At 49.0% G+C, this 20,964-nt stretch carries 21 protein-coding genes and 1 riboswitch; of the genes, 15 read left to right on the top strand and 6 right to left on the bottom strand.

Going from position 1 to position 20,964, the window contains the following annotated elements; all coding sequences use genetic code 11:
* Positions 1–44 precede the first annotated feature (44 nt).
* Together M1Q06_RS09080 and M1Q06_RS09075 are read left to right on the top strand one after the other, a co-directional pair.
* Positions 45–1,235, top strand: a complete 1,191-nt coding sequence (locus tag M1Q06_RS09080; RefSeq protein ID WP_121297486.1) for an AI-2E family transporter — start codon at positions 45–47, stop codon at positions 1,233–1,235.
* A 67-nt stretch (positions 1,236–1,302) separates the two neighbouring features.
* Entirely contained in the window at positions 1,303–1,722 is a 420-nt protein-coding gene (locus M1Q06_RS09075; RefSeq protein WP_434399409.1) for a sporulation protein, read from the top strand.
* 120 nt (positions 1,723–1,842) lie between these two features.
* Here the strand turns inward: M1Q06_RS09075 and M1Q06_RS09070 are convergent, their stop codons facing one another.
* Entirely contained in the window at positions 1,843–2,448 is a 606-nt protein-coding gene (locus tag M1Q06_RS09070) for a YkoF family thiamine/hydroxymethylpyrimidine-binding protein (protein WP_434399408.1), read from the bottom strand.
* Positions 2,449–2,528: 80 nt separating this feature from the next.
* Positions 2,529–2,633: riboswitch (TPP riboswitch) on the bottom strand.
* Between the two features lie 182 nt (positions 2,634–2,815).
* On the opposite strand from M1Q06_RS09070, the gene M1Q06_RS09065 reads away from it, so the two are divergent.
* A complete protein-coding gene (locus M1Q06_RS09065) occupies positions 2,816–3,028 on the top strand; it encodes a hypothetical protein (RefSeq protein ID WP_121297483.1) in 213 nt (70 codons plus the stop codon).
* Between the two features lie 62 nt (positions 3,029–3,090).
* Here the strand turns inward: M1Q06_RS09065 and M1Q06_RS09060 are convergent, their stop codons facing one another.
* The gene (locus M1Q06_RS09060) at positions 3,091–4,551 is read right to left on the bottom strand and encodes a protein adenylyltransferase SelO (protein WP_434399407.1); all 1,461 of its coding nucleotides are present in this window, start codon (positions 4,549–4,551) and stop codon (positions 3,091–3,093) included.
* A gap of 160 nt (positions 4,552–4,711) precedes the next feature.
* Complete coding sequence (citZ, locus tag M1Q06_RS09055; protein WP_434399406.1) at positions 4,712–5,830, bottom strand: citrate synthase; 1,119 nt, start codon at positions 5,828–5,830, stop codon at positions 4,712–4,714.
* 448 nt (positions 5,831–6,278) lie between these two features.
* Here citZ and M1Q06_RS09050 point away from each other — a divergent pair, with 448 nt between their 5' ends.
* The 7 genes from M1Q06_RS09050 to M1Q06_RS09020 all read left to right on the top strand — a co-directional run bounded on the left by M1Q06_RS09050 (position 6,279) and on the right by M1Q06_RS09020 (position 14,209).
* Complete coding sequence (locus tag M1Q06_RS09050) at positions 6,279–7,070, top strand: hypothetical protein (protein ID WP_434399405.1); 792 nt, start codon at positions 6,279–6,281, stop codon at positions 7,068–7,070.
* A 210-nt stretch (positions 7,071–7,280) separates the two neighbouring features.
* Entirely contained in the window at positions 7,281–8,456 is a 1,176-nt protein-coding gene (locus M1Q06_RS09045; RefSeq protein WP_434399404.1) for a M20 metallopeptidase family protein, read from the top strand.
* A gap of 11 nt (positions 8,457–8,467) precedes the next feature.
* On the top strand, positions 8,468–9,781 hold the full coding sequence (locus tag M1Q06_RS09040) for an amidohydrolase (RefSeq protein ID WP_434399403.1): 1,314 nt from the start codon (positions 8,468–8,470) through the stop codon (positions 9,779–9,781).
* A complete protein-coding gene (locus M1Q06_RS09035) occupies positions 9,774–11,021 on the top strand; it encodes a M20 family metallo-hydrolase (RefSeq protein WP_121299617.1) in 1,248 nt (415 codons plus the stop codon). The genes M1Q06_RS09040 and M1Q06_RS09035 overlap by 8 nt, the downstream gene beginning before the upstream one ends.
* The gene (locus tag M1Q06_RS09030) at positions 11,005–12,318 is read left to right on the top strand and encodes a hypothetical protein (RefSeq protein WP_121299619.1); all 1,314 of its coding nucleotides are present in this window, start codon (positions 11,005–11,007) and stop codon (positions 12,316–12,318) included. The genes M1Q06_RS09035 and M1Q06_RS09030 overlap by 17 nt, the downstream gene beginning before the upstream one ends.
* 21 nt (positions 12,319–12,339) lie before the next feature.
* Positions 12,340–13,854 carry an AbgT family transporter gene (locus M1Q06_RS09025; RefSeq protein WP_121299621.1) on the top strand — a complete coding sequence of 505 codons (1,515 nt, stop codon included), beginning with the start codon at positions 12,340–12,342 and terminating at the stop codon, positions 13,852–13,854.
* A gap of 193 nt (positions 13,855–14,047) precedes the next feature.
* The gene (locus tag M1Q06_RS09020) at positions 14,048–14,209 is read left to right on the top strand and encodes a hypothetical protein (RefSeq protein WP_434399401.1); all 162 of its coding nucleotides are present in this window, start codon (positions 14,048–14,050) and stop codon (positions 14,207–14,209) included.
* 95 nt (positions 14,210–14,304) lie between these two features.
* Here M1Q06_RS09020 and M1Q06_RS09015 read toward each other — a convergent pair whose 3' ends face one another.
* Positions 14,305–14,502 (bottom strand): hypothetical protein, encoded by a 198-nt coding sequence (locus M1Q06_RS09015; RefSeq protein ID WP_058380680.1) that lies wholly within the window; start codon positions 14,500–14,502, stop codon positions 14,305–14,307.
* Between the two features lie 369 nt (positions 14,503–14,871).
* Here M1Q06_RS09015 and M1Q06_RS09010 point away from each other — a divergent pair, with 369 nt between their 5' ends.
* The 5 genes from M1Q06_RS09010 to M1Q06_RS08990 all read left to right on the top strand — a co-directional run bounded on the left by M1Q06_RS09010 (position 14,872) and on the right by M1Q06_RS08990 (position 18,962).
* Entirely contained in the window at positions 14,872–15,300 is a 429-nt protein-coding gene (locus M1Q06_RS09010) for an Hsp20/alpha crystallin family protein (protein ID WP_121299623.1), read from the top strand.
* Positions 15,301–15,365: 65 nt separating this feature from the next.
* Entirely contained in the window at positions 15,366–15,845 is a 480-nt protein-coding gene (locus M1Q06_RS09005; RefSeq protein ID WP_434399400.1) for a DUF2243 domain-containing protein, read from the top strand.
* A 4-nt stretch (positions 15,846–15,849) separates the two neighbouring features.
* Positions 15,850–16,632 carry a cytochrome c oxidase assembly protein gene (locus M1Q06_RS09000; protein ID WP_434399399.1) on the top strand — a complete coding sequence of 261 codons (783 nt, stop codon included), beginning with the start codon at positions 15,850–15,852 and terminating at the stop codon, positions 16,630–16,632.
* A 123-nt stretch (positions 16,633–16,755) separates the two neighbouring features.
* Positions 16,756–17,646 (top strand): HNH endonuclease, encoded by an 891-nt coding sequence (locus M1Q06_RS08995; RefSeq protein WP_434399398.1) that lies wholly within the window; start codon positions 16,756–16,758, stop codon positions 17,644–17,646.
* A gap of 332 nt (positions 17,647–17,978) precedes the next feature.
* Complete coding sequence (locus tag M1Q06_RS08990) at positions 17,979–18,962, top strand: LacI family DNA-binding transcriptional regulator (protein WP_434399397.1); 984 nt, start codon at positions 17,979–17,981, stop codon at positions 18,960–18,962.
* Between the two features lie 47 nt (positions 18,963–19,009).
* On the opposite strand, the gene M1Q06_RS08985 is transcribed toward M1Q06_RS08990, so the two are convergent.
* Positions 19,010–19,741, bottom strand: a complete 732-nt coding sequence (locus M1Q06_RS08985) for a YqcI/YcgG family protein (protein WP_434399396.1) — start codon at positions 19,739–19,741, stop codon at positions 19,010–19,012.
* A 189-nt stretch (positions 19,742–19,930) separates the two neighbouring features.
* A complete protein-coding gene (locus tag M1Q06_RS08980) occupies positions 19,931–20,932 on the bottom strand; it encodes an ion channel (RefSeq protein WP_434399395.1) in 1,002 nt (333 codons plus the stop codon).
* Between the last annotated feature and the right edge of the window lie 32 nt (positions 20,933–20,964).

Here is a 20,964-nt window from a genome sequence, read left to right as displayed (position 1 = left end):
ATGGTAAACTACAGGTAGAAGCCTGTATAAAGAAGGGGATCGCCATGCCGCCAGATGACAATAGACCGCCGTTTTTCGCTACCAACTATATCCGCTTTCTGGGCGGAAGGAATACGTTCTTTACTTTATTGATTTTAATTTTGATCGGGCTTGTCGTGTTCATCTTCAGGGAAGTGTCGTTCATCTTCAATCCACTCAATGTATTCATGAAAACGGTCGTCTTGCCGGTCGTCCTGGCGCTTATCCTGTTTTATTTGCTGCGGCCAGTGTTGCGGTTACTGGAACGGTTCAAGATCCCGAGAATTTGGGGCATTCTCATTATCTTCCTTGGGGGTATCGGGCTCTTGACGTTGTTGAGCGTCCTTGTGTTTCCATTTTTAAGGGACCAGTTCCAGAACTTGATCGAGGAATTTCCGGATTATTTCATGCGCTTATTGAATAATATCGACCAGTTCTTGCGCAATTCCTTTGTCGGTGATTATTACCGGGATTCAAGCTTCAATATCGAAGCGTTGATTGCCACTTTGCCGACCAGCATCGCGGATACATTGCAAGCGACAGTGACAGGCATCATTTCGCGCGTCACCAGCTGGATTTCAACCATTACGGGCGTTATCTTGTCGATTGTCATCGTTCCGTTTATCCTGTTCTATTTATTGAAAGACGGCGATAAGCTTCCGGACTATTTCCTGAAACTGTTGCCGCCGAGGTTCCGCGACGATACAAGAGAAGTTTTAAAGGATGCAGACAAACAATTGGGGGCCTATATTCAAGGCCAGCTCATCGTGGCATTCTGCATCGGCGTAATGGTCTATATCGGCTTTTTGATCATCGGCATGGATTATGCGCTGCTGCTTGGCGCCTTGGCGATGGTGACCAGTATCGTTCCTTATATCGGTCCAGCAATCGCAATTACGCCCGCTGCGATCATTGCACTTGTTACCTCGCCGTTCATGCTCGTGAAACTGGCGATTGTGTGGACCGTTGTGCAGCTGGTGGAGGGTAATTTGATCTCGCCGCAAGTGATGGGCAAGACGATGTACATCCACCCTGTCACGATCATTTTCGTCCTATTGACGGCAGGCTCCTTGTTTGGCGTCGTCGGAGTCATTTTGGGGATCCCGATGTACGCGTTGCTGCGGGTCATCGTCAGCCATTTGTACAAGTTGTTCAAACGGCGTTATAACCGCTATGAGACAGACTTGGATAAACAATACGATTATACTGAGCTTTAAGAGTGCCGTTTAAAGGCAAGGAAAAAGTGGTATGGAGAATTATCAAATTTTGGGGGTATAGATTTTTATGAAATTCAAAGACTTTTTATCTTCAATCGGCATCGGTTCGATCAAAGTGGACACTGTAGTGGAAAGGCCGCATCTTGAAGAAGGCGAAACATTGAATGGGACTGTCTATTTAGACGGTGGAAGCGGCGATCAGGAAATCGATTATATCGAACTGCAAGTGATTCGTTTAGTGGAAGATTACCGGGAAGACAGCGATTTTGATTTTTATGAAACGCCAGTTGCCAAGCAGAGCTTGGAATTTGCGGGGGCCGTGAAATCAAAGAACACCGTCATGCAGCAATTCGAGATTGTCCCAGATGAGCGGTGGGTGCTGGAAAACGTAAATGCCAAATTGATCTTGCGGACCATTGTCCACGTCAAAAACGGCGTTGATGTACAGGATGAAGACGAAATCACTTACGGCAAAATCGAGAGTTGAAAACAGTTTGAAGATAATCTTATTATGTTAACCAAAACAACACTCCCAGCAGAGAACGATCCAACTGCGGGGTGTTGTTTTTGTATGACCAACATTTAGGGTCACAAGGTAATTTATTCTTTAAGAAAAATTTTCAGCGCCCGTTTTATGTGAAGGACTGTTGATGCTCATGGAAACGGTCATCACTAGATGGGGATATTGATCAGAGCGTGCGCTCGAAAAGCAGGTTTCATAAAAAGAAAAGACCTCATGGATATCCCCGTGAATGCCGCTAGCGTATTGCATGGAATCGTTCCACACGCCGAACTCTTTGGCACGTTCCACTTCGCGGTAGATGACATCCATATAGTCGGGGTTGTTCATCGGGTAAAGCGCGAATTGCGATGAAACATATTGCTCGGTACGGTCTTGGTTTGCCGGTTTAGCGGGTGTCTCCAAATACACATCGCCCGCGGTATCTCCAGGACATCCAGCTGAAAAGGTGCCGGACAGGGCGATATGTTCCTTTGTCTTCGCCGCATGAAGAGTGAGCGCCTTCGCAACATTGAAGACATGCTGTTGTTTGCCCCGGATGACGGTGGAGACATCATCGGTTTGCATCCACACATGGGATGTATCGGTATCCTTTAACGCGCTTTTGATGATCTTGATAAAATTTCCGCTCATCGGATGCAAGGAAAAGCGAAATCCGACGATCGGGCTGTTGCCGCATGAAGTTGGTTCCATTTAGAATCCCTCCTAAAAATATGCACAAAAAAGCCGCATCCGTGAAGATGCAGCCACTTTACCTTACTTCGTAGTCATGTCGGAAAGTCACCGCACTTCCTCACGCAGGTCCTAACCTGATCGAGTCATAAGGGATCGGAGCGAAAGCTCTCATCTCAGCAAAACATGCACCCCCAGTGCAGAAAAACTGTATGCGGTTTTAAGTGTCGGGTTTGCCCGATGGCTAAAGTCTAAGCCAAATACTTTTCCAAGTAAAGGGGTTCTCCTATTTTCAACGACAATGAGAAAGTGATGGCTGAGGTGAATACTCCCTAAAAAATCGGGTAAACCTAAAGCAGACAAGCATTTGAGGAGGAATCCAATTATTATGGCATCAACAAAAAAATTCCGCGTCGTTTATCATTTCGGCGCAGGCGTCGAAGCGGTCAGCACCGTCGAAGCAGATACCCCAAAACAAGCGGTCAGCGGTCTGGATGCGGATGATTTCCGCGAATTTATCGGCGACAACGATACGTATTACCAATTCAAGATGGACGAAGTGAAAATGGTCAGTGTCACTGAAGTCACAGACGGACAGTGATCGAACAGACAAGCGCAATAGAGAAAATCCCCTGCCGATGAAAAGGCAGGGGATTTTTTGGTTCATGTTCCGCAATAGGTCTGGTATGGAGGCGTCGAAGGCGGTGGAGGGGCCGTATAGGGCTGCTGTTCTTCGGAATGGGAGTATGGATTTCGAAGGATATCCAAAAGATTTTCCATCACTTCATAATCGCCTTGCGCTGCCGCTTCCAGTGCCGCTTCCACGCGGTGGTTACGCGGGATGACGGCCGGATTCCGGCTTTTCATCAATTCCAGGATTTCTTGTGCCGAGCGGCCTTCTTGCTGCTGACGGGCTTTATAGCGGCTATGCCACTCTTTAAAAGCCGGGTCGTTTGCCAGTTGGGGCTCTTCCACTGCTTCGAAAGTCAAGAAACGGAATGTATTGGTATAATCCGCTTGCTTTTCCTGCATCAATGCCAGCAAGTCATCGATCAATTGTTCGTCTCCTGGCGCTTCGGTAAACAAGCCCAATTTTTCGCGCATGCCTGCTAAATAAAATCGTTTTTCTGAACTTACGTATTCCTCAAGCGCTCCTTGGAGAGACGACAAGGCCTGTTTTTCCGGAATCTCATCTAAAAGAGGAAACAGGGACTCTGCAAAACGCGCTAAATTCCATCCGCCGATGAGCGGCTGGTTGCGATAAGCATAACGGCCGCCAGCATCAATCGAGCTGAAGACCGCGGATTCATCATAGCGGTCCAGAAAAGCGCACGGGCCATAGTCGATCGTTTCGCCGCTGATCGCCATATTGTCCGTATTCATGACGCCGTGGACAAAACCGGCGAGCTGCCATTTCGCGATGAGTGAAGCTTGCCGCTGCGCTGTCTGGCGGAATAATTCGATATAGCGGTCTGGACCGGAGATTTCTGGGAAATGCCGTTTGATCGTATAATCCGCCAAAGCTTTCAAATCTTCAGTCGAACGGTATTTCGCTGCGAATTGAAAAGTGCCGACACGGATATGGCTTGAGGCCACCCGCGTCAGGATCGCTCCAGGTTCTGCAGAGTAGCGCTGAATCTTTTCTCCTGTCAACACAACTGCAAGGCTTCTGCTCGTTGGAATTCCGAGCGCATGCATGCTTTCGCTGATAATGTATTCCCGCAGCATGGGCCCGAGTGCCGCACGGCCGTCTCCGCTTCTGGAAAAAGGCGTGATGCCGGCGCCTTTTAATTGGACATCGAAAATCTCGCCATCCGGTGTTTGCTGTTCACCGATTAAGATGGCACGGCCGTCGCCGAGCATCGTAAATTGGCCGAATTGATGGCCGGCATAGGCTTGGGCGAGCGGGAAGCTGCCTTCAGGAAATTGATTGCCTGCAAATATTTGCAGTGATTCAGGGCTGTCTAGCCGTGCTGGGTCCAGGCCAAGTGATTTTGCCAATGCTCGGTTTGCGATAACGAGTTCAGGCGATGAAACCGGATTGGCCTCCATCGGGGCATATAAAGTTTTCGGCAGGCCTGCATAACTATTCTGCAGTTTCCAGCCGGTTTCTGTGTAATTCATGAGAGCGCCTCCTATCTACAATTTGTCGGGCATGTCTTTATATTATTATAGCCGTAATGAAATCCTTGAAACAACCATAGCGGGCTGGCTCGTGCAAATAGAAAAGCTTGAGCCGTACACCTATTAAAAGGTGCTGCGGCTCAAGCTTTTGGTCATCGTCTTAACGTTCTTCAACCGGCACGTAAGTCTGCATGCCAGGCCCGATGTATTCCGCACGCGGGCGGATCAGGCGGTTGTTCGAGTATTGCTCCAAGATGTGCGCGAGCCAGCCCGACGCACGGGAGACCGCGAAGATCGGCGTGAACAAATCATGCTCGATATTCAACGAGTGGTATACAGATGCCGAATAGAAATCGACGTTTGGTGGAAGCGGTTTGGCGCTTGTCACCATTTCTTCGATCTTGACGGACATGTCGTACCACTTCGATTCGCCGCGAAGCTCGGTGAGCTTTTTCGACATTTCACGCAAGTGCTTCGCACGTGGGTCGCCTTGTTGATAGACGCGGTGGCCGAAGCCCATGATTTTCTCTTTGTTCGCCAGTTTTTCGTTGATGACCGGCTCGACGTTGTCGACCGACCCGATTTCTGTGAGCATCTTCATGACTTGCTCGTTGGCGCCGCCATGAAGTGGGCCTTTCAAGGCGCCGATCGCTGCCGTCACACCGGAATAGACGTCGGACAATGTCGCCACTGCCACACGTGCCGTGAACGTCGATGCGTTCAGTTCGTGGTCAGCGTGCAAGACAAGCGCTTTGTTGAACGCTTCGACTTCGATGTCTTTTGGCTCCTCGCCAGACAGCATGTACAGGAAGTTCGCTGCGAAGCTGTAATCCGTTTTCGGCTGGATCGGTTCTTTGCCTGCACGGATGCGGCCGAATGCCGTGACGAGCGTCGAGATCTTCGCCTGGATTTTGATGGCTTTGCGGTAGTTCGCTGCATCTTCCATCACTTCCGCTTCTTCGTCGAAGAGACCGAGCATGGAGACCGCTGTGCGCAGTGCCGCCATCGGATGGACGTTCTTGATGTCGTATGTCTTGAAGTGGTCGAGCACCGCTTGCGGCACCGCCATGTTGTCAGCAAGCTGCTGTTTCAGCTCTGCTAGTTCGTCTGCCTTCGGCAAACGCTGGTGCCACAATAGGTAGATCACTTCTTCGAAGCTGGCGTTGTCCGCCAGATCGTCGATATTGTAGCCGACGTATGTAAGGGTATCATCGATGATCGAGCTGATCGCCGATTGTGTTGCGACTACACCTTCTAAACCTTTAGTTGTTGTTGTCATAAAAAATCTCTCCTTTTTGATCATTCTGGTTGCCGGTCAGGGGCTTTAAGTTGCGCTATTTTTAAAGCGCTTTCATCTGGTTTCAAAAAATAAAGCCTGCGCTTTCACGACCGGATTTAACTGATTATTATGTAAGTTTACAGGAAATTGGCAAGTCGCAGGAATTGGGGAGCTGAAACACGGAAAAACGGCTTGAGGCAGTTAATTGATGAGCTGAGAGACAGGGGAATTATAATTTATGCGCATCAAATGGTACAGTAAAGCATATAAGAAATTCACAAGGATGCCAGCGGGTCAGCTATCGGAATGTTTACGCGGTGTGAAAAAAGGGAAAAAGCTCTTGCTTGTGTTTTTGAAAAGGTTTTTCTTATAATAGGGCTAACCATATGAGAATGGAAATGACTTGAAAAATGGAGAAAGATGGACATACACAGAAGGAGTTAAACCATTGAAAACTACGGAACAAGGGATCCGCTATATTGAATTAATGGATGGAGAGCCGGGAATTGATATTCCGGCGATGGTGAAAAAAGCGAAAACAGCGTATAAACCGTTTAATTTCAAAGATAAAATTGAACTTCTTTTCTTTTACAATGAGCGCAAAGATTTCAGCCATGCGATCTTCACTGAATACGGCATCATCGACGATGAATTTGACGGCAAGAAAGCCGTCCATCATCCGTTTGGCGTCAAAAGCATCATCGGAATCGAAATATCGGGAGATGACACCATTCCCTTGATTGCCTTTGTCATCGGACAGGCAATTGAGCATTTCAAGCAGAACATGGACATCCGGCGGCATGCCGAGTGGCAGGATTTGGACAAGAGTGACAGCTACCAATGCTGGCAGACGTATTTCTGTCAGGTCCATAGTTCAGTGATCCGACACGAGATGGAAGGCTCGGCAGATTTGTTCTTGAGAAGCTTGCCGTTTGTCTTGGCGAAAAAGGAAGAAAGTTTTTCTACCCCATACATTACAGGCACATTCCGCCATTTGATCCATACCTTAAGCGAGCTGTATGTCATGAGGCAAGCGGGCGAAACGGAACAGGCGGATGACTATACGAAAACGGTCAGCGAACTCACCGACCCGGCATTCATGGAAATCTATGAGAAGCTTTACGCCGAACTGGCTGAATATTTGGAAACACTCGGCATCAAATACAATGAAGTGCACGATTGTGCAATTTTCACTGCCATCGAGCAGCGCAAAAGTCAATTCGCCGCATTATACGGCTAAATTTCATTCGATACTATAACACCTTTCAGTAAAATTAAGATAGCTCGACTTCTGAAGAAGCCTTTGCAGTAGCGAAGGCTTCTTTTTTATTGAAAGGATATTCAGAAAAATCAAAATGGTGGTAGCATTTTACTGCTTAAGTACGGTACACTTTTTATTAACGGAATGATTAAGGTTTATTTCCTTAAATACGAAAAGTAGGTGACAGCCATGAAACAACAAGCACAAGAGTTATTTGAAGAAATACGCGCGTTTCGCCGGGATCTCCACGAACAGCCTGAACTGAGCGGCGAAGAAATGGAAACTTCGAAAAAAATACAAGAAAAGCTCGATGAATATGGCATCCATTACTTTACTGGATATGCAAAAACGGGTGTATTGGCCGTTATCGAAGGGAGCAAGCCAGGAAAAACGGTCGGCTTGCGCGCCGATATCGATGCCTTGCCCATTACGGAGAAAGCGGATGTTCCATTCAAATCCAAAGTTGATGGAAAAATGCATGCATGCGGACATGATGCGCACACAGCGATGCTTTTGGGCGTTGGGAAACTGCTCCAGCAACAAAAAGACGAAATCGCAGGAACGGTATTGCTCATTTTCCAGCCAGCCGAAGAAAATGCACCGACTGGCGGTGCGGATCAGATGATGGCAGACGGCGTGTTCGAACGGTACCAGCCGGACGTCATATTGGCACAACACGTATGGCCTGGACTTCCGGCCGGTCAAGTCGGCGTCATTGACGGGGCGATCATGGGGAATTCTGACCGTTTTCACGTCACGATTCATGGAGCGGGCGGCCACGCATCGATGCCACATCAAACGATTGATGCAATCGTCATCGCCAACCAAGTGATGTCTGCCATTCAGACCATCATTAGCCGAAACGCCAACCCGATGGACTCTGGTGTCATCACGATCGGAAAAATCTCGGGAGGCTACCGTTATAATGTCGTGGCAGATAGTGTGGTGTTGGAAGGCACAATCCGTTCCTTATCAGACGAAACGAAGAAATTATTGAAAAAACGCTTCCACGAAGTCGTCAAAGGCACAACTGAAATGATGGGCGGCTCGTGTGAAATTGATTATTCGGATGGCTATCCGGCGACTGTCAATACGAAACGCTGGGCTGAAGTGGTTCGTGACTCTGCCAAGAGGCAATTAGGTACTGAATCTGCTCCAGAAGTGATCGGAAGCATGGCAGGCGAAGATTTCGGGCGCTTCTTGAAAAAATACGAAGGCGTTTACTACTGGCTCGGCACATCAGTCGGAGAGACCCAAAAGCCCCTTCATGACCCGGGCTTTATGATCGATGAACAAGCATTGTCGATCGGGACCGGCCTGATGGCTCAGGCGGCGCTTGATGTGCTCGCGGAATTGAATAACTAGGAGGAATGGACATGGCAGATGCTATCGAGCGGTTTATGGAAGAAATCGAACCGCATCTCATCAAACAACGGCGCAAACGGCATCAATATCCCGAAATTGGATTTGCGGAATATGTGACGACGTATGAGTTAAGCGAACAATTGGCCGGTAAAGGCTTTGAATTATTTTATGGCACCGATTTTTTAACGAGCGATGAACGCATGGGCGTGCCGGACGTGCAATTTTTGAAACAGCAGGAACAACGCGCGCTCGACTATGGCATCCCGCTTGATTTTCTGGAACGGATGAAAGGCGGGCATACCGGGCTTGCTGCTGTACTCGATACCGGGAAGCCAGGGCCGAATTTCGCTTATCGCTTTGATATCGATGCCTTGCCGATTGAAGAAGACGATACCTCAGGCCATGTTCCGGCTAAGCAAGATTTCCGCTCGGATATTTCGGGCATGATGCATGCCTGCGGCCACGATGGGCATGCCGCTGTCGGGCTCGGACTCGCTGAATACCTAGTAAAAGAAAAAGAACATCTTCGGGGCAAATATACGATTTTATTCCAGCCGGCAGAAGAAGGTGGACGCGGTGCAAAGGCCGTTGTCGATAAAGGCTGGCTGGACGATGCCGATTATTTCCTGAGCGGCCATGTCGGCATACACGATTTGCCGTCCGGGACCGTCGCCGCAGCCACGTCCAAGTTTTTGGCAAGTTCCAAAATCAATGCGAAATTCAAAGGCAAATCGGCGCATTCCGGATTGGAGCCGAACGAAGGGCGCAATGCTTTGCTCGCAGCGGCATCCGCCACCATGCATTTGCACGGCATTTCTCGCCATAAAGACGGGGCGACGCGCGTCAATGTCGGCACCTTGCACGCAGGATCGGGACGCAATATCATCGCCGATCGAGCGCTGATGGAAATCGAGACGCGGGGCGAGACCAACGAGTTGGATGAATACATGCAGGAAAATGCATTGCGCATCCTACAGGCGAGTGCAGCGATGTTTGATGTCGAACTGGAAATCGAGCATATGGGAAAAGCGATTTCTGCTGACGCAGATCTCGAGTTCGCCGCCATCGTGGAACGTGCCTGCGCCGCGTCTAAATTGAATATTGTGCCGTACTTGCCAATCGGCGCCTCCGAGGATGTCACGTATATGATCGAGCGCGTCCGTGAACGCGGCGGCAAAGCGACTTTCATGATTTTCGCCAGCCCCTTGCCGGCCGGCCATCACCACCCGCGTTTTGATTACGAGGAACAGGCATTGACGGCAGGGTTGGAAACATTGATCCGGACGACCGATCATTTGCTGAAGGAGGACGAAACCCGTGAATAACTGGCTGGTTGAGCAATTGCAACGGATGAATTTAAGTGATGTACTGATCCAGCCGCAAGGGTTTACGCGGGAAGGCTATACAGCGGAAGAAACAGAGGCTATCGAAGTCTTTAAAGCGATCGCCGAAGAACTGGGGCTCGCTGTTTCAGAAGACGCCGCAGGAAATGCCATCGCCCGCTGGAATGTTGCAGGCGGGCATGCGGCAGTAGCAACAGGGTCCCACCTCGACACTGTGCCAAACGGCGGTGCGTTCGATGGCGGAGCAGGCGTCGTATGCGGGCTCGGGGCCATCAAGATGTTGAAGGAAGCCGATTTTAAACCGCAGCGCCCGATCGAAGTCATTTGCTTCCGTTCGGAAGAATCGTCGCGTTTTGGGGTCTCGACAATCGGCAGCAAAGCAATGAGCGGAATATTGGATCCGTCCATCGGCACACTCGAAGACCAGCACGGCATCACGCTCGCGCAAGCGGTCGAAAGCCAAGGGTTTGTGTGGCAAGACCTAGTAAATGCGAAGCGTTCGAAACACGACTTGCAATGCTTTGTCGAGCTGCATATCGAACAAGGGATGCATATCGTCAACCATGAAAAAGATTATGGAGTCGTTAAAGGCGTCGCTTGCCCCGTCCGCTTAGCGGTCACGTTCAATGGAAAAGCGGGACACACGGGTACGACGCCGATGGGCCAAAGGCAAGACGCGCTGGCAGCTGCCGCGCCGTTCATTTCGTTCGTCCAGGAGACGGCGCTTCAAATGAACGATGCTTACGACAAATCATTGGTGGCGACCGTGTCAACCTTGACATCATCGCCGAATTCAATGAATGTCATTCCCCAAACCGTCACGGCAGGCGTCGATATCCGCAGTGTGGATGATTCACTGAAAAAGAAGATGGCAGATGCCATACGGAGCGAAGTGAAGCGCATTGAAGAAACGACAGGCGTAAAGATCGATATCGAAGTGCTCGTTGACAATCCATCCGTGTTGCTCGATGACGGTATCGCCCAGCAATTGGTCGATGCCGGCGACCACGAAGCCTATTTGGCGCATCGGATGGACAGCGGCGCAGGCCATGATGTCATGAACATGGCGCAAGTTTGGCCAAGCGGCTTGCTGTTTATCCCTTGCCAGGATGGGCTGAGCCATCACCCTGACGAATTTGCCACTGCTGAAGATTTGAAGATGGGCGTCGAATTATTGTCCCGCTTCTTGATGGAGGCCACTGGACATGACGGAAAACGTTAAAGTCGGGCTGATCGGGCCGAACGATTCGGTCAATGAAACGATGAAAGCGGCGGGCAGCTTAGAAGGCATCGAGCTCATCCCCTTCATTTACCAGCACACGGAAGAAACGAAAAACATCATCAACCAACATTCTGCGCGCATCGGCCATTGGCTTTTTTCAGGCCCAGCGCCTTATCATTTTGCTTTAAAAGAAGAGTTAATCGATGCGGATCATGCGGATTATATTTTGCTGCATGGGTCAAGCCTGCTCGGAACGATGCTCGATGCCTTTATGCAAGAAGGCGCTGTGTTATCGAGCATCAGCGTCGATTCGGTTCCACGCCGCGAAGTGCTGAAAATGCTCAAGGATTTTGATCTGGAAAAATTGGAGATCCATACCGCGCCGGAGCTCGGCTATATCCCAGCAGAAGAATTGATCGATTACCACGAGAAACTGTACCGCTCCGGGCACATTCAAGCAGCGCTCACTTGCGTACACGCCGCTTATAGCGGCTTGAAGGAGCGCGGCGTGCCGGTATACCGGATTAGCGTATCGGAACTGGCTGCCCACCGCGCGATTTCAGTCATCAAGGAAAGAAGCTTGTCGGATTTGTACCGCATGAAGCAATTGGCGATGATTGGCATCGAAATAATCTACCCGAGCCAAGCGCAGCAACGCAAGACGCCGTTCAAGATTGAACGCCAGGAACTGGCGATGAACCGTGTGCTCATCGATTTTGCCGAAGAAGTCAAAGGCTCAAAAGTCGGGATGGGCAATGGCATCTACTTCATCTATACGACTCGCGGAGAATTGGAACTTTACAGCAAATCACATCATCCGGAAGAGCTGAAGGAAGAGATTTTTGCCAACAGCAAGTTCCAGGTGCGGATCGGCATCGGCTATGGCCGGACCGTCACGGACTCGGAGCAGAATGTCCGCCTGGCGCTTGACTACGCCCGAGAAAAAGAGAACGGCGTGGTCATCAATATCGACGAAGGTGGAAAAGTAACGGAAATCAACTCATCAGGCGAGCGTCTCCGCTACAGCCGCCGCAGCTCCGAATCGAAGTGGCAGGAATCGCTGAAAGGCGCAGCAATCAGCCAGACCGTTATCGCCCGCATTGAATCCTTGTCTAGGCATTATGCGAAAGACGAACTTACCGCGTTGGAATTATCGCAATGGATGAACAGTACAGAACGCAATGCGCGCAGGATCTTAACGGAGCTCGAGAACATCGGCCTCGCCGAAGTGGCGGGGGAAGAAGCCGGGCGTCGCGGCCGGCCGCGGAAATTGTACCGTTTGTTATTCGGTGCATAAAACGAAAAGGGAGGAATGGGAATGGCGACACCGACAGAACAACAAGACAAAAAAGGATTTTTGAATTTTATTGAAAAGTGGGGCAACCGCTTGCCCGATCCATTCTTCATTTTTGTATACTTAGCAGTTTTTGTCGTTTTGCTGTCCTGGCTGGTCAGTTCACTCGGGACGACCGTCGTCCATCCGGGAACGGGCGAGGAACTGGCGATTCAAAGCATCGTTTCAGGGGAAGGGATCCGTTATATCCTGGCAGAGACGATCAATAACTTCACCGGCTTTGCGCCGCTCGGGCTCGTGCTCGTCATGATGCTCGGGATCGGTTTGGCTGAAAGAGTCGGGCTGATGGAGACCGCCATCAAAAAATCCATCTTGAATGCACCGAAATCACTGATCACTTACGCAGTCATTTTCACGGGCATCATGGGGAACTTGGCTTCAGACGCTGCCTTTATCTTGGTGCCGCCGCTTGCGGCAATGGTCTTCGCTTCTGTCGGGAGGCATCCGCTCGCAGGACTTGCGGCAGGTTTTGCCGGAACCGGCGCAGGATTCACCGCGAATATCCTGATTACCGGTACAGACGCGCTGCTATCCGGGATTTCCACAGAAGCTGCGAGAACCATCGATGATACCATGGTCGTAACGCCGGTCGATAACTGGTATTTCATGAGTGCATCGGTCATCGTCATGGCGATCGTCGGGGCGATCATTACCGAAAAATTGGTCGAGCCACGCCTTGGCAAATACACGGGCAAAGCCGATAATTCATTTGAACCGGTGACGAAACAGGAAAACAAAGGCTTATTGAATGCCGTGATTGCAGGTGCCGTTTACATCGGCTTGATCGCTTTGCTGCTGTTCTTCCCAGGCTCGCCTGTCCGAAACGAAGACGGCGGCATCATCCCGTCGCCATTTCTATCTGGCATCGTGCCGATCATCCTGTTCTTCTTCATTACAGTGGCTGTCGCATACGGCATCACGGTCAAGAAAATCACTGAATCTAAAGATATTCCTGCTTATATGGGAGATGCCATCAAGGACATGTCCGGTTATATCGTCTTGATCTTTGCCGCAGCCCAGTTTATCAGTTATTTTAACTGGAGCAACCTGGGCATCTGGCTCGCCGTCAACAGTGCGGAATTCTTGACGAGCATCAATATGACGGGCTTGCCAGTCATGGTCGGTTTCAGCGTCCTTGCAGCCCTTTTGAATCTATTGATTTTCAGCGGCTCCGCACAATGGGCGTTGATGGCGCCGATCTTCATCCCAATGTTCATGCTGCTGGATTATCATCCCGCATTTGTCCAATTGGCATTCCGCATTGCGGATTCATCGACGAACATCATTACGCCGCTCAATCCGTATATTTTGATTGTGCTCGCCTTCATGCGCGAATACGACAAAAAAGCGGGACTCGGCACCTTGATTTCCTTGATGTTGCCGTACAGTCTCATCTTCTTCGGGGTATGGCTGGTCATGATGATCATCTTTGCATTGACTGGGCTGCCAATCGGTCCTGGGATCAGCTTGCGTATGTAAAAGAAAAAATCCGCCTTTTTGCAGGCGGATTTTTTTAAAAAGCCAGGACTCGAGAAGGTGAATAGGCAGGGACTTGCGTGGCGCGGATTAAGAAAAACCACTTATTTAAAAAGTTTTTTCCATTTGTTAATAGTTTGTTCATAGTTGCCCTGTATACTGGTCTAGGAAGTCATCCGAGTGGAGGGTGTGTCGAATGAACCGTCAATCCAATCAAATGAAGCACTTAAAAAGGATGTTCGATGAATCGTATGAAGCGTGCAGAAAAACCAACGACGCCATCGTTTCCGAACTGCGAAAACAAGGCGTCAATGCTTCGCTATGCAAAAAGCCGGCAATTCTTCAACCGTCTGTCTAACCTGTACACGACCCGAATTGCCACCAATCAACTTAAAATGACCAACAAAAAAAGCTGTCCCTGCTGCCGATTCGGCAGAGGGGCAGCTTTTTCAGTTAGTAGCTAAGCCCTTTTTCGTAAAGCCACATTTTCAAGCTCCCGAATGAAGGGAAGGAGATGGATTCGCCAGTTTCAGGATGCTCGGCGCGGACGATGATGTCCAATTCGTTTGGTGTAAAAGACCAGCCTTCTTCCATAAGGGAACGCACTACTTTCACCATCATGCTCGAACCTTTAATCGTACCCATTTCCATCGCTATCATCTCCTTCAGTAATATCTCCCATTATAACAGGGAAATCATTATGAGTAGTACACATATGCTTTCTGTAGTATTCCTGTAATCGTGTTTTTTTAAACCCATCATCTGTCCAAAACCTATAAGTAATCCAAATGGGATAAAAGACTAGCGCAAATACTGTGCTGCCGAGTCTGCGACAAGGAATAATGCGGCCGTTTTTGCCAGTGGAGGAGAGTTATGAAAGCTTTCGTCAAACTATTGGTAATTGGTAAAAAATTGGTTGACTTTTTGTAAAAACCCCCTATAATTCACAGTAACAGCACCAATTATAGCGAAGAGTCTCTGGCCTTGTTTTAGATAATCGGCGATCGAGGAGGAAGACTGATGAAGTTCATGCCCAGAAAACGGGAGGATTTCTTCCCGAAACTGTTCCAAAGCGATTTGGATTCGGATTTCTTTGACCGATTCTTCAAGGAAAGCAATTACCCGCAAGTCGATGTAAAAGAAGCGAATGGGCAGTATGAAGTGGTGGTCGACGTGCCGGGTTTCTCAAAAGATGACATCCAGGTCGATTTTAAAGACGGTTATTTATCGATCAGCGGCAAAAAAGAAGAAAGCTCGGAAACTTCGGAAGACGAGGGCCATTACATCCGTAAAGAACGTTCTTTTGGTTCGTTCAAGCGCAGCTTTTACGTCGGCGATGTCGATGAACAAGCCATTAAAGGAAACTTCAAAGACGGTGTCTTGCAATTAACTGTGCCAAAGCCGGAAGAAAAAGACTCCGGCAATGGCAAACGCATCGAAATCGAGTAAAGAGCCCAGCCAGAGGCTCTTTTTTCATTGAGCTAAGAATAGCGGAGTAAAAAGGAGGGGCATATATGGCAAGTAAGGAACAAGCAATCACAGATGAAACGGCCCAAACACTCCAAAAGAGGAATTTTTGGTCCGGCATTTTGTTCGGGATCGGCTCTATGGCCTTCGTCGATGAAGTCATCTTCCACCAATTGCTTCAATGGCATCATTTCTATGATTTGGCGACACCGCAAATCGGTATTTTTGCAGATGGTTTGTTGAATTCTTTTGCCTGGTTTGCAGCAATCGGCGGGCTCTTCATGTTTGCAGACTTGAGAAGGCGGCAAGCGGTCCGCATGCGGTATTGGATTGCTTCAGTCCTTATGGGCGCAGGGGCTTTCCAGCTATTTGACGGGATCATAGACCATAAGGTGTTCAGGACCCACCAAGTCCGCTATCAGGTCGAATTGTGGCCTTATGACTTGAGCTGGAATTTGTTTGGCGCTGCTTTGCTCATTGCGGGGGTGTTCCTTGCAAAATCCGCCAAGGAAAGGCGGTCCGCATAAAGCGATGATACATCATTACCTCGGCTCCATAGAACCTTGGTTTCAACTAACAGCGGCGTTGTTGCTTGCCTGGGCCCTGATGTTTTACCCGATGCTTTCGATATGGACCAACGAACGCTATAGAAAATGGCCCATGCACCGTTACATATTTTGGTTTGCTGGCGTGATCGCAGCAGGCGCTTCATTAGTCGGTCCTTTAGCGGACAAAGCGCATACCAGCTTTTCCGCCCATATGACCGGGCATTTGCTGCTCGGCATGCTGGCGCCGTTATTATTGTTGCACGGCAAACCATTGACTTTGGTGATGAGAGGATTGCCGACCACATCCGCACGGCGCCTGAGCCGCCTATTGAATAGTCGATTCATTGCAGTCGCAAGCCATCCCGCCAGCACCGCGTTGTTGAATTTCGGTGGCTTGTTTATTCTGTACAGAACGGATTTATTCGTCTTGATGCATCAATCGACAGGGGTTTACGCTTTGGTCCATATTCATATTTTGTTGGCAGGCTATATGTTCACGTGGTCGATTCTATATACCGACCTGACTGCCCATCGACATTCGTTCCGTTTGCGCGCAGCGGTCTTGATTATGGCGCTAGCAAGCCATAAAGTGTTAGCGAAATCGCTTTACGCCATGCCACCTGCTGGAATCACGACCAGTGACGGAGAAATGGGAGCGCTAATCATGTACTATGGCGGAGATGTTATCGACCTGGCCCTTATCATCCTTTTTTGCTATAGCTGGTATAAAGCCACCGCCCCTGGTCGAATCGTCCGTACGATTTGAAAACCATTTCCTTCTAGGAGATGGTTTTTTTCTTGGCCATGATTTGGTTTGTTTGCCGTGGCACCGGGCGAAAACGGCAAAATGATGGTAGAATAGAAGAAAGCAATTGTCAGGAGGCACGTAATGAATAGCTACATCGTTATGCAGGGGGAAACCTACAGAGAAGAAAAGCGACTTGGAATTGTCCGGGCGCCTATGAAAGATAAATCGGGAACCACGCCACATTCGTGGGAGCGGGTAAAATCATTGCAAAAAGGGGATCGGACCTTTCATTATGTCCGGGGGGCACTGGTTGCGGTAGGCACCATCCAGGAAGATGCGCGCGAGCAGGCATCAGGTACTGCACAAGCTGAGTGGATTGCGCCTTGTGAATACTTGGAACTGGATGACCCATTGGAAATTGCGTCGTGCATCAAAATGGTAGCGGAACATTTGCCAATCAAGTATTCCGCTTTCCAGCCGGACGGCAACGGCAACTCCGGTTATGTATACCCGTGCAATGAAGCGTTGGCGTTGGTGTTTTTGGAATTATTATCGTCTTCAAAATGGCGCAATATCGAGCAATTGGAATTTGTTTACGACGCTGTGCGTGAAGAGAAATACAATTCTTTAACAGCTTGGATGATGGATTCCGAATACTTGCTGCGGCGAAAGTTCAGGGACTTGAAGGGGCAGTTTAAAACAGTGCAGTTGGAGCGGTGGGGAAATAAATGTGCCCTATGCAGCCTTGATAATCCTGCATTGCTGAAAGCGGCCTACAGCAAGCCATGGAAAGACAGCACTGATGCAGAACGGATCAATCCAGCGAATGGGGTGCTATTATGCGCCAATCACGCAGCGCTTTATGAAAGCGGCCAAATTTCCTTTACCGGCGTAGGTACGCTGAGAATGTCAGCAACCCTTCAACCACAAGCGAGCCATTATGGTTTGAAGAAAAATATGCGCATCGCAGCGAAGGATTCGAATACGGCTTTTTTCAGATGGCATCGAAATAATTTTTTCGTAGGTGAATAATGAATTTGGCGTGCAGCGAGTGCTGCGCGTCTTTTTCCATTCATTTTTATTTATCTAAAAGGCTTGAATAAAAATCTAGTTAGACAAAAAACTATATATGAATAAATGACTAAGCGGTTGCTTATTGAATAATAATGAATAAAATAATCTCGCCATATTTTATGAATAACTTTATTCGTTTGTAAATATTTTAAATTCACCAGGAGCTTTCGGTTATTCGGCGCATCCCTCGAGCCATTCATCTCCGTTATTTTTTGGAACCACCCCTGAATATCTTGGTTAAATGTGTTATAGTATATTCAACAAATGAATGAATGGGAAGGGTGACAGAAATGGTATCGACCACAGAAGTTGCAAAGCATGCAGGAGTCTCTCAAACGACGGTGTCCCGTGTATTGAATCGGCCAGAGCAAGTTAAAAAGGAAACTTACGACAAAGTGATGCAAGCCTTAGCTGAATTGGATTACGGAAATGCGAGCGCCGCTAGTGAACAACACGCAGAGCCAGCAAAACGTATCGCCGTCCTGCTTGCAGAGGATTGCGCGCCTGCTGAATTCGCCCGTTTGCGCGAATTTACCGAATCGGCACAGGCATCGGGCTACGAGCTGACTGGCCATGCATTGACTGGAAATGAATCGATGGAAGACAGCAAGGCTTTAGTAAAAGGAGTTGCAGGCGTCATCGGCATCGGCAGCCTTCCTGCTGAACTGAAGGAATATTTGAAAGAAGCAAGTCCTTATTTGCAAGCCGAAGAAGCAGTGGATGAAGGGAAACCATTTGACGGTCGTAAAGCGGCATACCTTGCCACTAGCCATCTTGCTGAAAAAGACCACCAGCAGATCGCTTGGGTCGGGGGAGATCTGCCGGATGGCAGCGAAAGGCTTCAAGGATATTATGAAGCATTGGCGCATCATCAATTGAAACTGCGCAAAAAACGCATCCATTCGACACAAAGCCCAACGGATTTCGATGCCATTGCGGCTGAATTGCGTGCGTTTAAAAAACCGACCAGTGCGTTTGTTGCCGCGAGCTATGAAGACGGGCTGCAATTACTCGATTCTTTGAAAAGCGCTGGATTCAAAGTGCCAAAAGACATCAGCATCGTGGTAGTGGGGGAACCTGAAGGGGATGACGCTGAATTGACGGCCGTCAAGCCGCCATCCGCTGCACAGCCATTTGCCCAGCAAGTGGTGGATCGCCTGCTTCAGCAGATCGAAGGAAGCGAAACGGCGATGCCAGCTGCCGAGGACGAGTTGCAACTTAGCAAGGGCAACACGGTGAAAAAATTTAAAGAGCGGCAAAAAAGCAAAGCTTAACCATAAAAAAAGCGTCTGTACAGCAAACTGTACAGGCGCTTTTTTAATTAAAGTTCCTTATGCGAAAACGGGCATTTGCCTTTGACCGGCTCAACATCATCCCCGATGAAGAACTGCTTCCATTCATTGTGTTCAGGGTCGCCAAAATGGCTGATATCCGGATGGGTCGGCAATTCATCCCACTTCTCGACCCGTTCCCGGACCTTTTCACGCGACATGATGCCGCCTTTTTCAGTCCCTGTCAGCCCTTCGAAGATCCTTCTCGGCTGGAACCCGAGCACCATCGAATTGCCGAGGTGGCGGGTGCGCCGTTGTTTGTAGGCAGGCGCGTTGCCGAAGATGAAAATGGGTTCCCCTTTGAAGTTGAAATCCCATAAATAATGATCAGGATCACGCGGCGCTTGTTCGGGCCATTCAGTATCATCCATATCATGAAGATACTGCAGGATTTCCCAAAACTGCTTGCGGTAAGCATCCAGTGGCGCTTCCGATTCAAATGGTTCCACGAACACAAACAGGCCATGCCGCTTATGTTTCGGATCTTCGAACAGAGTCAAGAATTCCGCCACGGCTCCCGGCAGGTTTGACCAATCGTCTTGGCTTATGTATGCATAGCGCAGCTCGCCTTTCAACTCGCCGCTTCTGCCGAAATAGCACGGGAAAGTCTTATCCGTCACCGTCTCATGAAAGGTTTTATATTCGCGCAGCAACCAGTCAGGCAAGTCGTTGCGGTTTGTGAAATCTTCTTTTGTCAATAAAGCAGGAATCGTCGTTTGCATTACTTAGCCTCCAATTTCAAAATCTCATCCTTCAAATTGTTCCCTGAATGCTTTTAATTGAAACACCTTATTTTAATTTATTGGGAAGAACGACAAAAATAGGAAATGAAAAAAGCGCCAGGAATTTGCGCTTTCTTCACGTCGATCTATCCGATTATTTAGCCAAGGCGTTGTGATTCATTCATCGATTCATTCAAGATCGTTTGCTGTGCCTGGCCATGATTCGCCCGTCATTTCCACAAGCCCCAGAAGCTTTCTTCTGCGTAGTTCGAGTGATTCCATTGTCTTTTCATAGGATTCTGCGTTAACGGTCGGAATCGATTCATCGAGATTCGCCAGCACTTGATGGGGCGGGACTACCGTGGATGCGTCGATTGAGGAGCTATGCAAGGTGTCCAAATAACTGGTGATGCTGCTTGAGAGTTCCTGCATCAATAAGGCATTGGGTTGAATGTCTTTTGGTATGCCGTGCTGTAAAAAAGTCAATGCTTCATCCAACACAACGATATTGACTGGCAACGATCGGTCATGCGTCGAGCTGCGGTAATAATGGAGTACGGGGTAGGCGTTGTATTTCGACACGGCATTGCTTAATTCATTCGCGAACGTATCGAGCAATAGATTAAGGTTGTCGAAATTTTTCCCGTTCCATGAATTGTTGACGAAGGAAGCGGGATCTTTTGCAATGCCGCTGATGCTCGATGCAAGCGAGCGTTTTTCTGACACGGCGCTCAGCACTTGCAGCAAATAAGTCACCCCGAAGGTAATGAATAGCATGCCGGTGCCGGTCGCAAAGGTTGCTACGATCTGCCAGATGCCGTCATCCGGGGAGAACTCACCGTTGCCGAGCGTGAAAATCAAGTAGCCTGCATAATAGGCATATTCAACCCACGACAAAGGCCCGCCGTCTTTGGTATCGACGATCATGTCGGAACTGGCAAAAATGAACGTCCAGCCCGCCCATAATAGGAAAATCCATGTCGCCAAGGTGGAGACCAAAATAATCGGCCCCGCGAGGCTCAGGAATTTCGAATTGTTCCGGCTCACTTGCTTATGGAGTGTCCAGTAGGCGGAAGTGAGCTTGTGGGTCAATGGGCCGGCGCCGCCATCGACCCATAAAGTCGTCCAGATGAAATCGATCAGTGTGAGGACGACGATGATGATGCCGATAAGTAGATAAAACTGATCCACCAACATCCCTCCTTTATGTTCTACTTGTCCAT

Origin of the sequence: Planococcus sp. 11815, assembly GCF_051096385.1 — a bacterium.
GTDB lineage: Bacteria > Bacillota > Bacilli > Bacillales_A > Planococcaceae > Planococcus > Planococcus citreus.
The sequence above is the reverse complement of the archived record's forward strand: the minus strand, read 5'-3'. Positions and strand labels throughout refer to the sequence as shown.

Excerpts from the sequence above, each read along its gene's own strand:
- M1Q06_RS09080 (WP_121297486.1), top strand. The coding sequence starts at position 45 with ATGCCGCCAGATGACAATAGACCGCCGTTTTTCGCTACCAACTATATC.
- M1Q06_RS09075 (WP_434399409.1), top strand. The coding sequence starts at position 1,303 with ATGAAATTCAAAGACTTTTTATCTTCAATCGGCATCGGTTCGATCAAA.
- M1Q06_RS09070 (WP_434399408.1), bottom strand. The coding sequence starts at position 2,448 with ATGGAACCAACTTCATGCGGCAACAGCCCGATCGTCGGATTTCGCTTT.
- M1Q06_RS09065 (WP_121297483.1), top strand. The coding sequence starts at position 2,816 with ATGGCATCAACAAAAAAATTCCGCGTCGTTTATCATTTCGGCGCAGGC.
- M1Q06_RS09060 (WP_434399407.1), bottom strand. The coding sequence starts at position 4,551 with ATGAATTACACAGAAACCGGCTGGAAACTGCAGAATAGTTATGCAGGC.
- citZ (WP_434399406.1), bottom strand. The coding sequence starts at position 5,830 with ATGACAACAACAACTAAAGGTTTAGAAGGTGTAGTCGCAACACAATCG.
- M1Q06_RS09045 (WP_434399404.1), top strand. The coding sequence starts at position 7,281 with ATGAAACAACAAGCACAAGAGTTATTTGAAGAAATACGCGCGTTTCGC.
- M1Q06_RS09040 (WP_434399403.1), top strand. The coding sequence starts at position 8,468 with ATGGCAGATGCTATCGAGCGGTTTATGGAAGAAATCGAACCGCATCTC.
- M1Q06_RS09030 (WP_121299619.1), top strand. The coding sequence starts at position 11,005 with ATGACGGAAAACGTTAAAGTCGGGCTGATCGGGCCGAACGATTCGGTC.
- M1Q06_RS09025 (WP_121299621.1), top strand. The coding sequence starts at position 12,340 with ATGGCGACACCGACAGAACAACAAGACAAAAAAGGATTTTTGAATTTT.
- M1Q06_RS09020 (WP_434399401.1), top strand. The coding sequence starts at position 14,048 with ATGAACCGTCAATCCAATCAAATGAAGCACTTAAAAAGGATGTTCGAT.
- M1Q06_RS09015 (WP_058380680.1), bottom strand. The coding sequence starts at position 14,502 with ATGGAAATGGGTACGATTAAAGGTTCGAGCATGATGGTGAAAGTAGTG.
- M1Q06_RS09010 (WP_121299623.1), top strand. The coding sequence starts at position 14,872 with ATGAAGTTCATGCCCAGAAAACGGGAGGATTTCTTCCCGAAACTGTTC.
- M1Q06_RS09005 (WP_434399400.1), top strand. The coding sequence starts at position 15,366 with ATGGCAAGTAAGGAACAAGCAATCACAGATGAAACGGCCCAAACACTC.
- M1Q06_RS09000 (WP_434399399.1), top strand. The coding sequence starts at position 15,850 with ATGATACATCATTACCTCGGCTCCATAGAACCTTGGTTTCAACTAACA.
- M1Q06_RS08995 (WP_434399398.1), top strand. The coding sequence starts at position 16,756 with ATGAATAGCTACATCGTTATGCAGGGGGAAACCTACAGAGAAGAAAAG.
- M1Q06_RS08990 (WP_434399397.1), top strand. The coding sequence starts at position 17,979 with ATGGTATCGACCACAGAAGTTGCAAAGCATGCAGGAGTCTCTCAAACG.
- M1Q06_RS08985 (WP_434399396.1), bottom strand. The coding sequence starts at position 19,741 with ATGCAAACGACGATTCCTGCTTTATTGACAAAAGAAGATTTCACAAAC.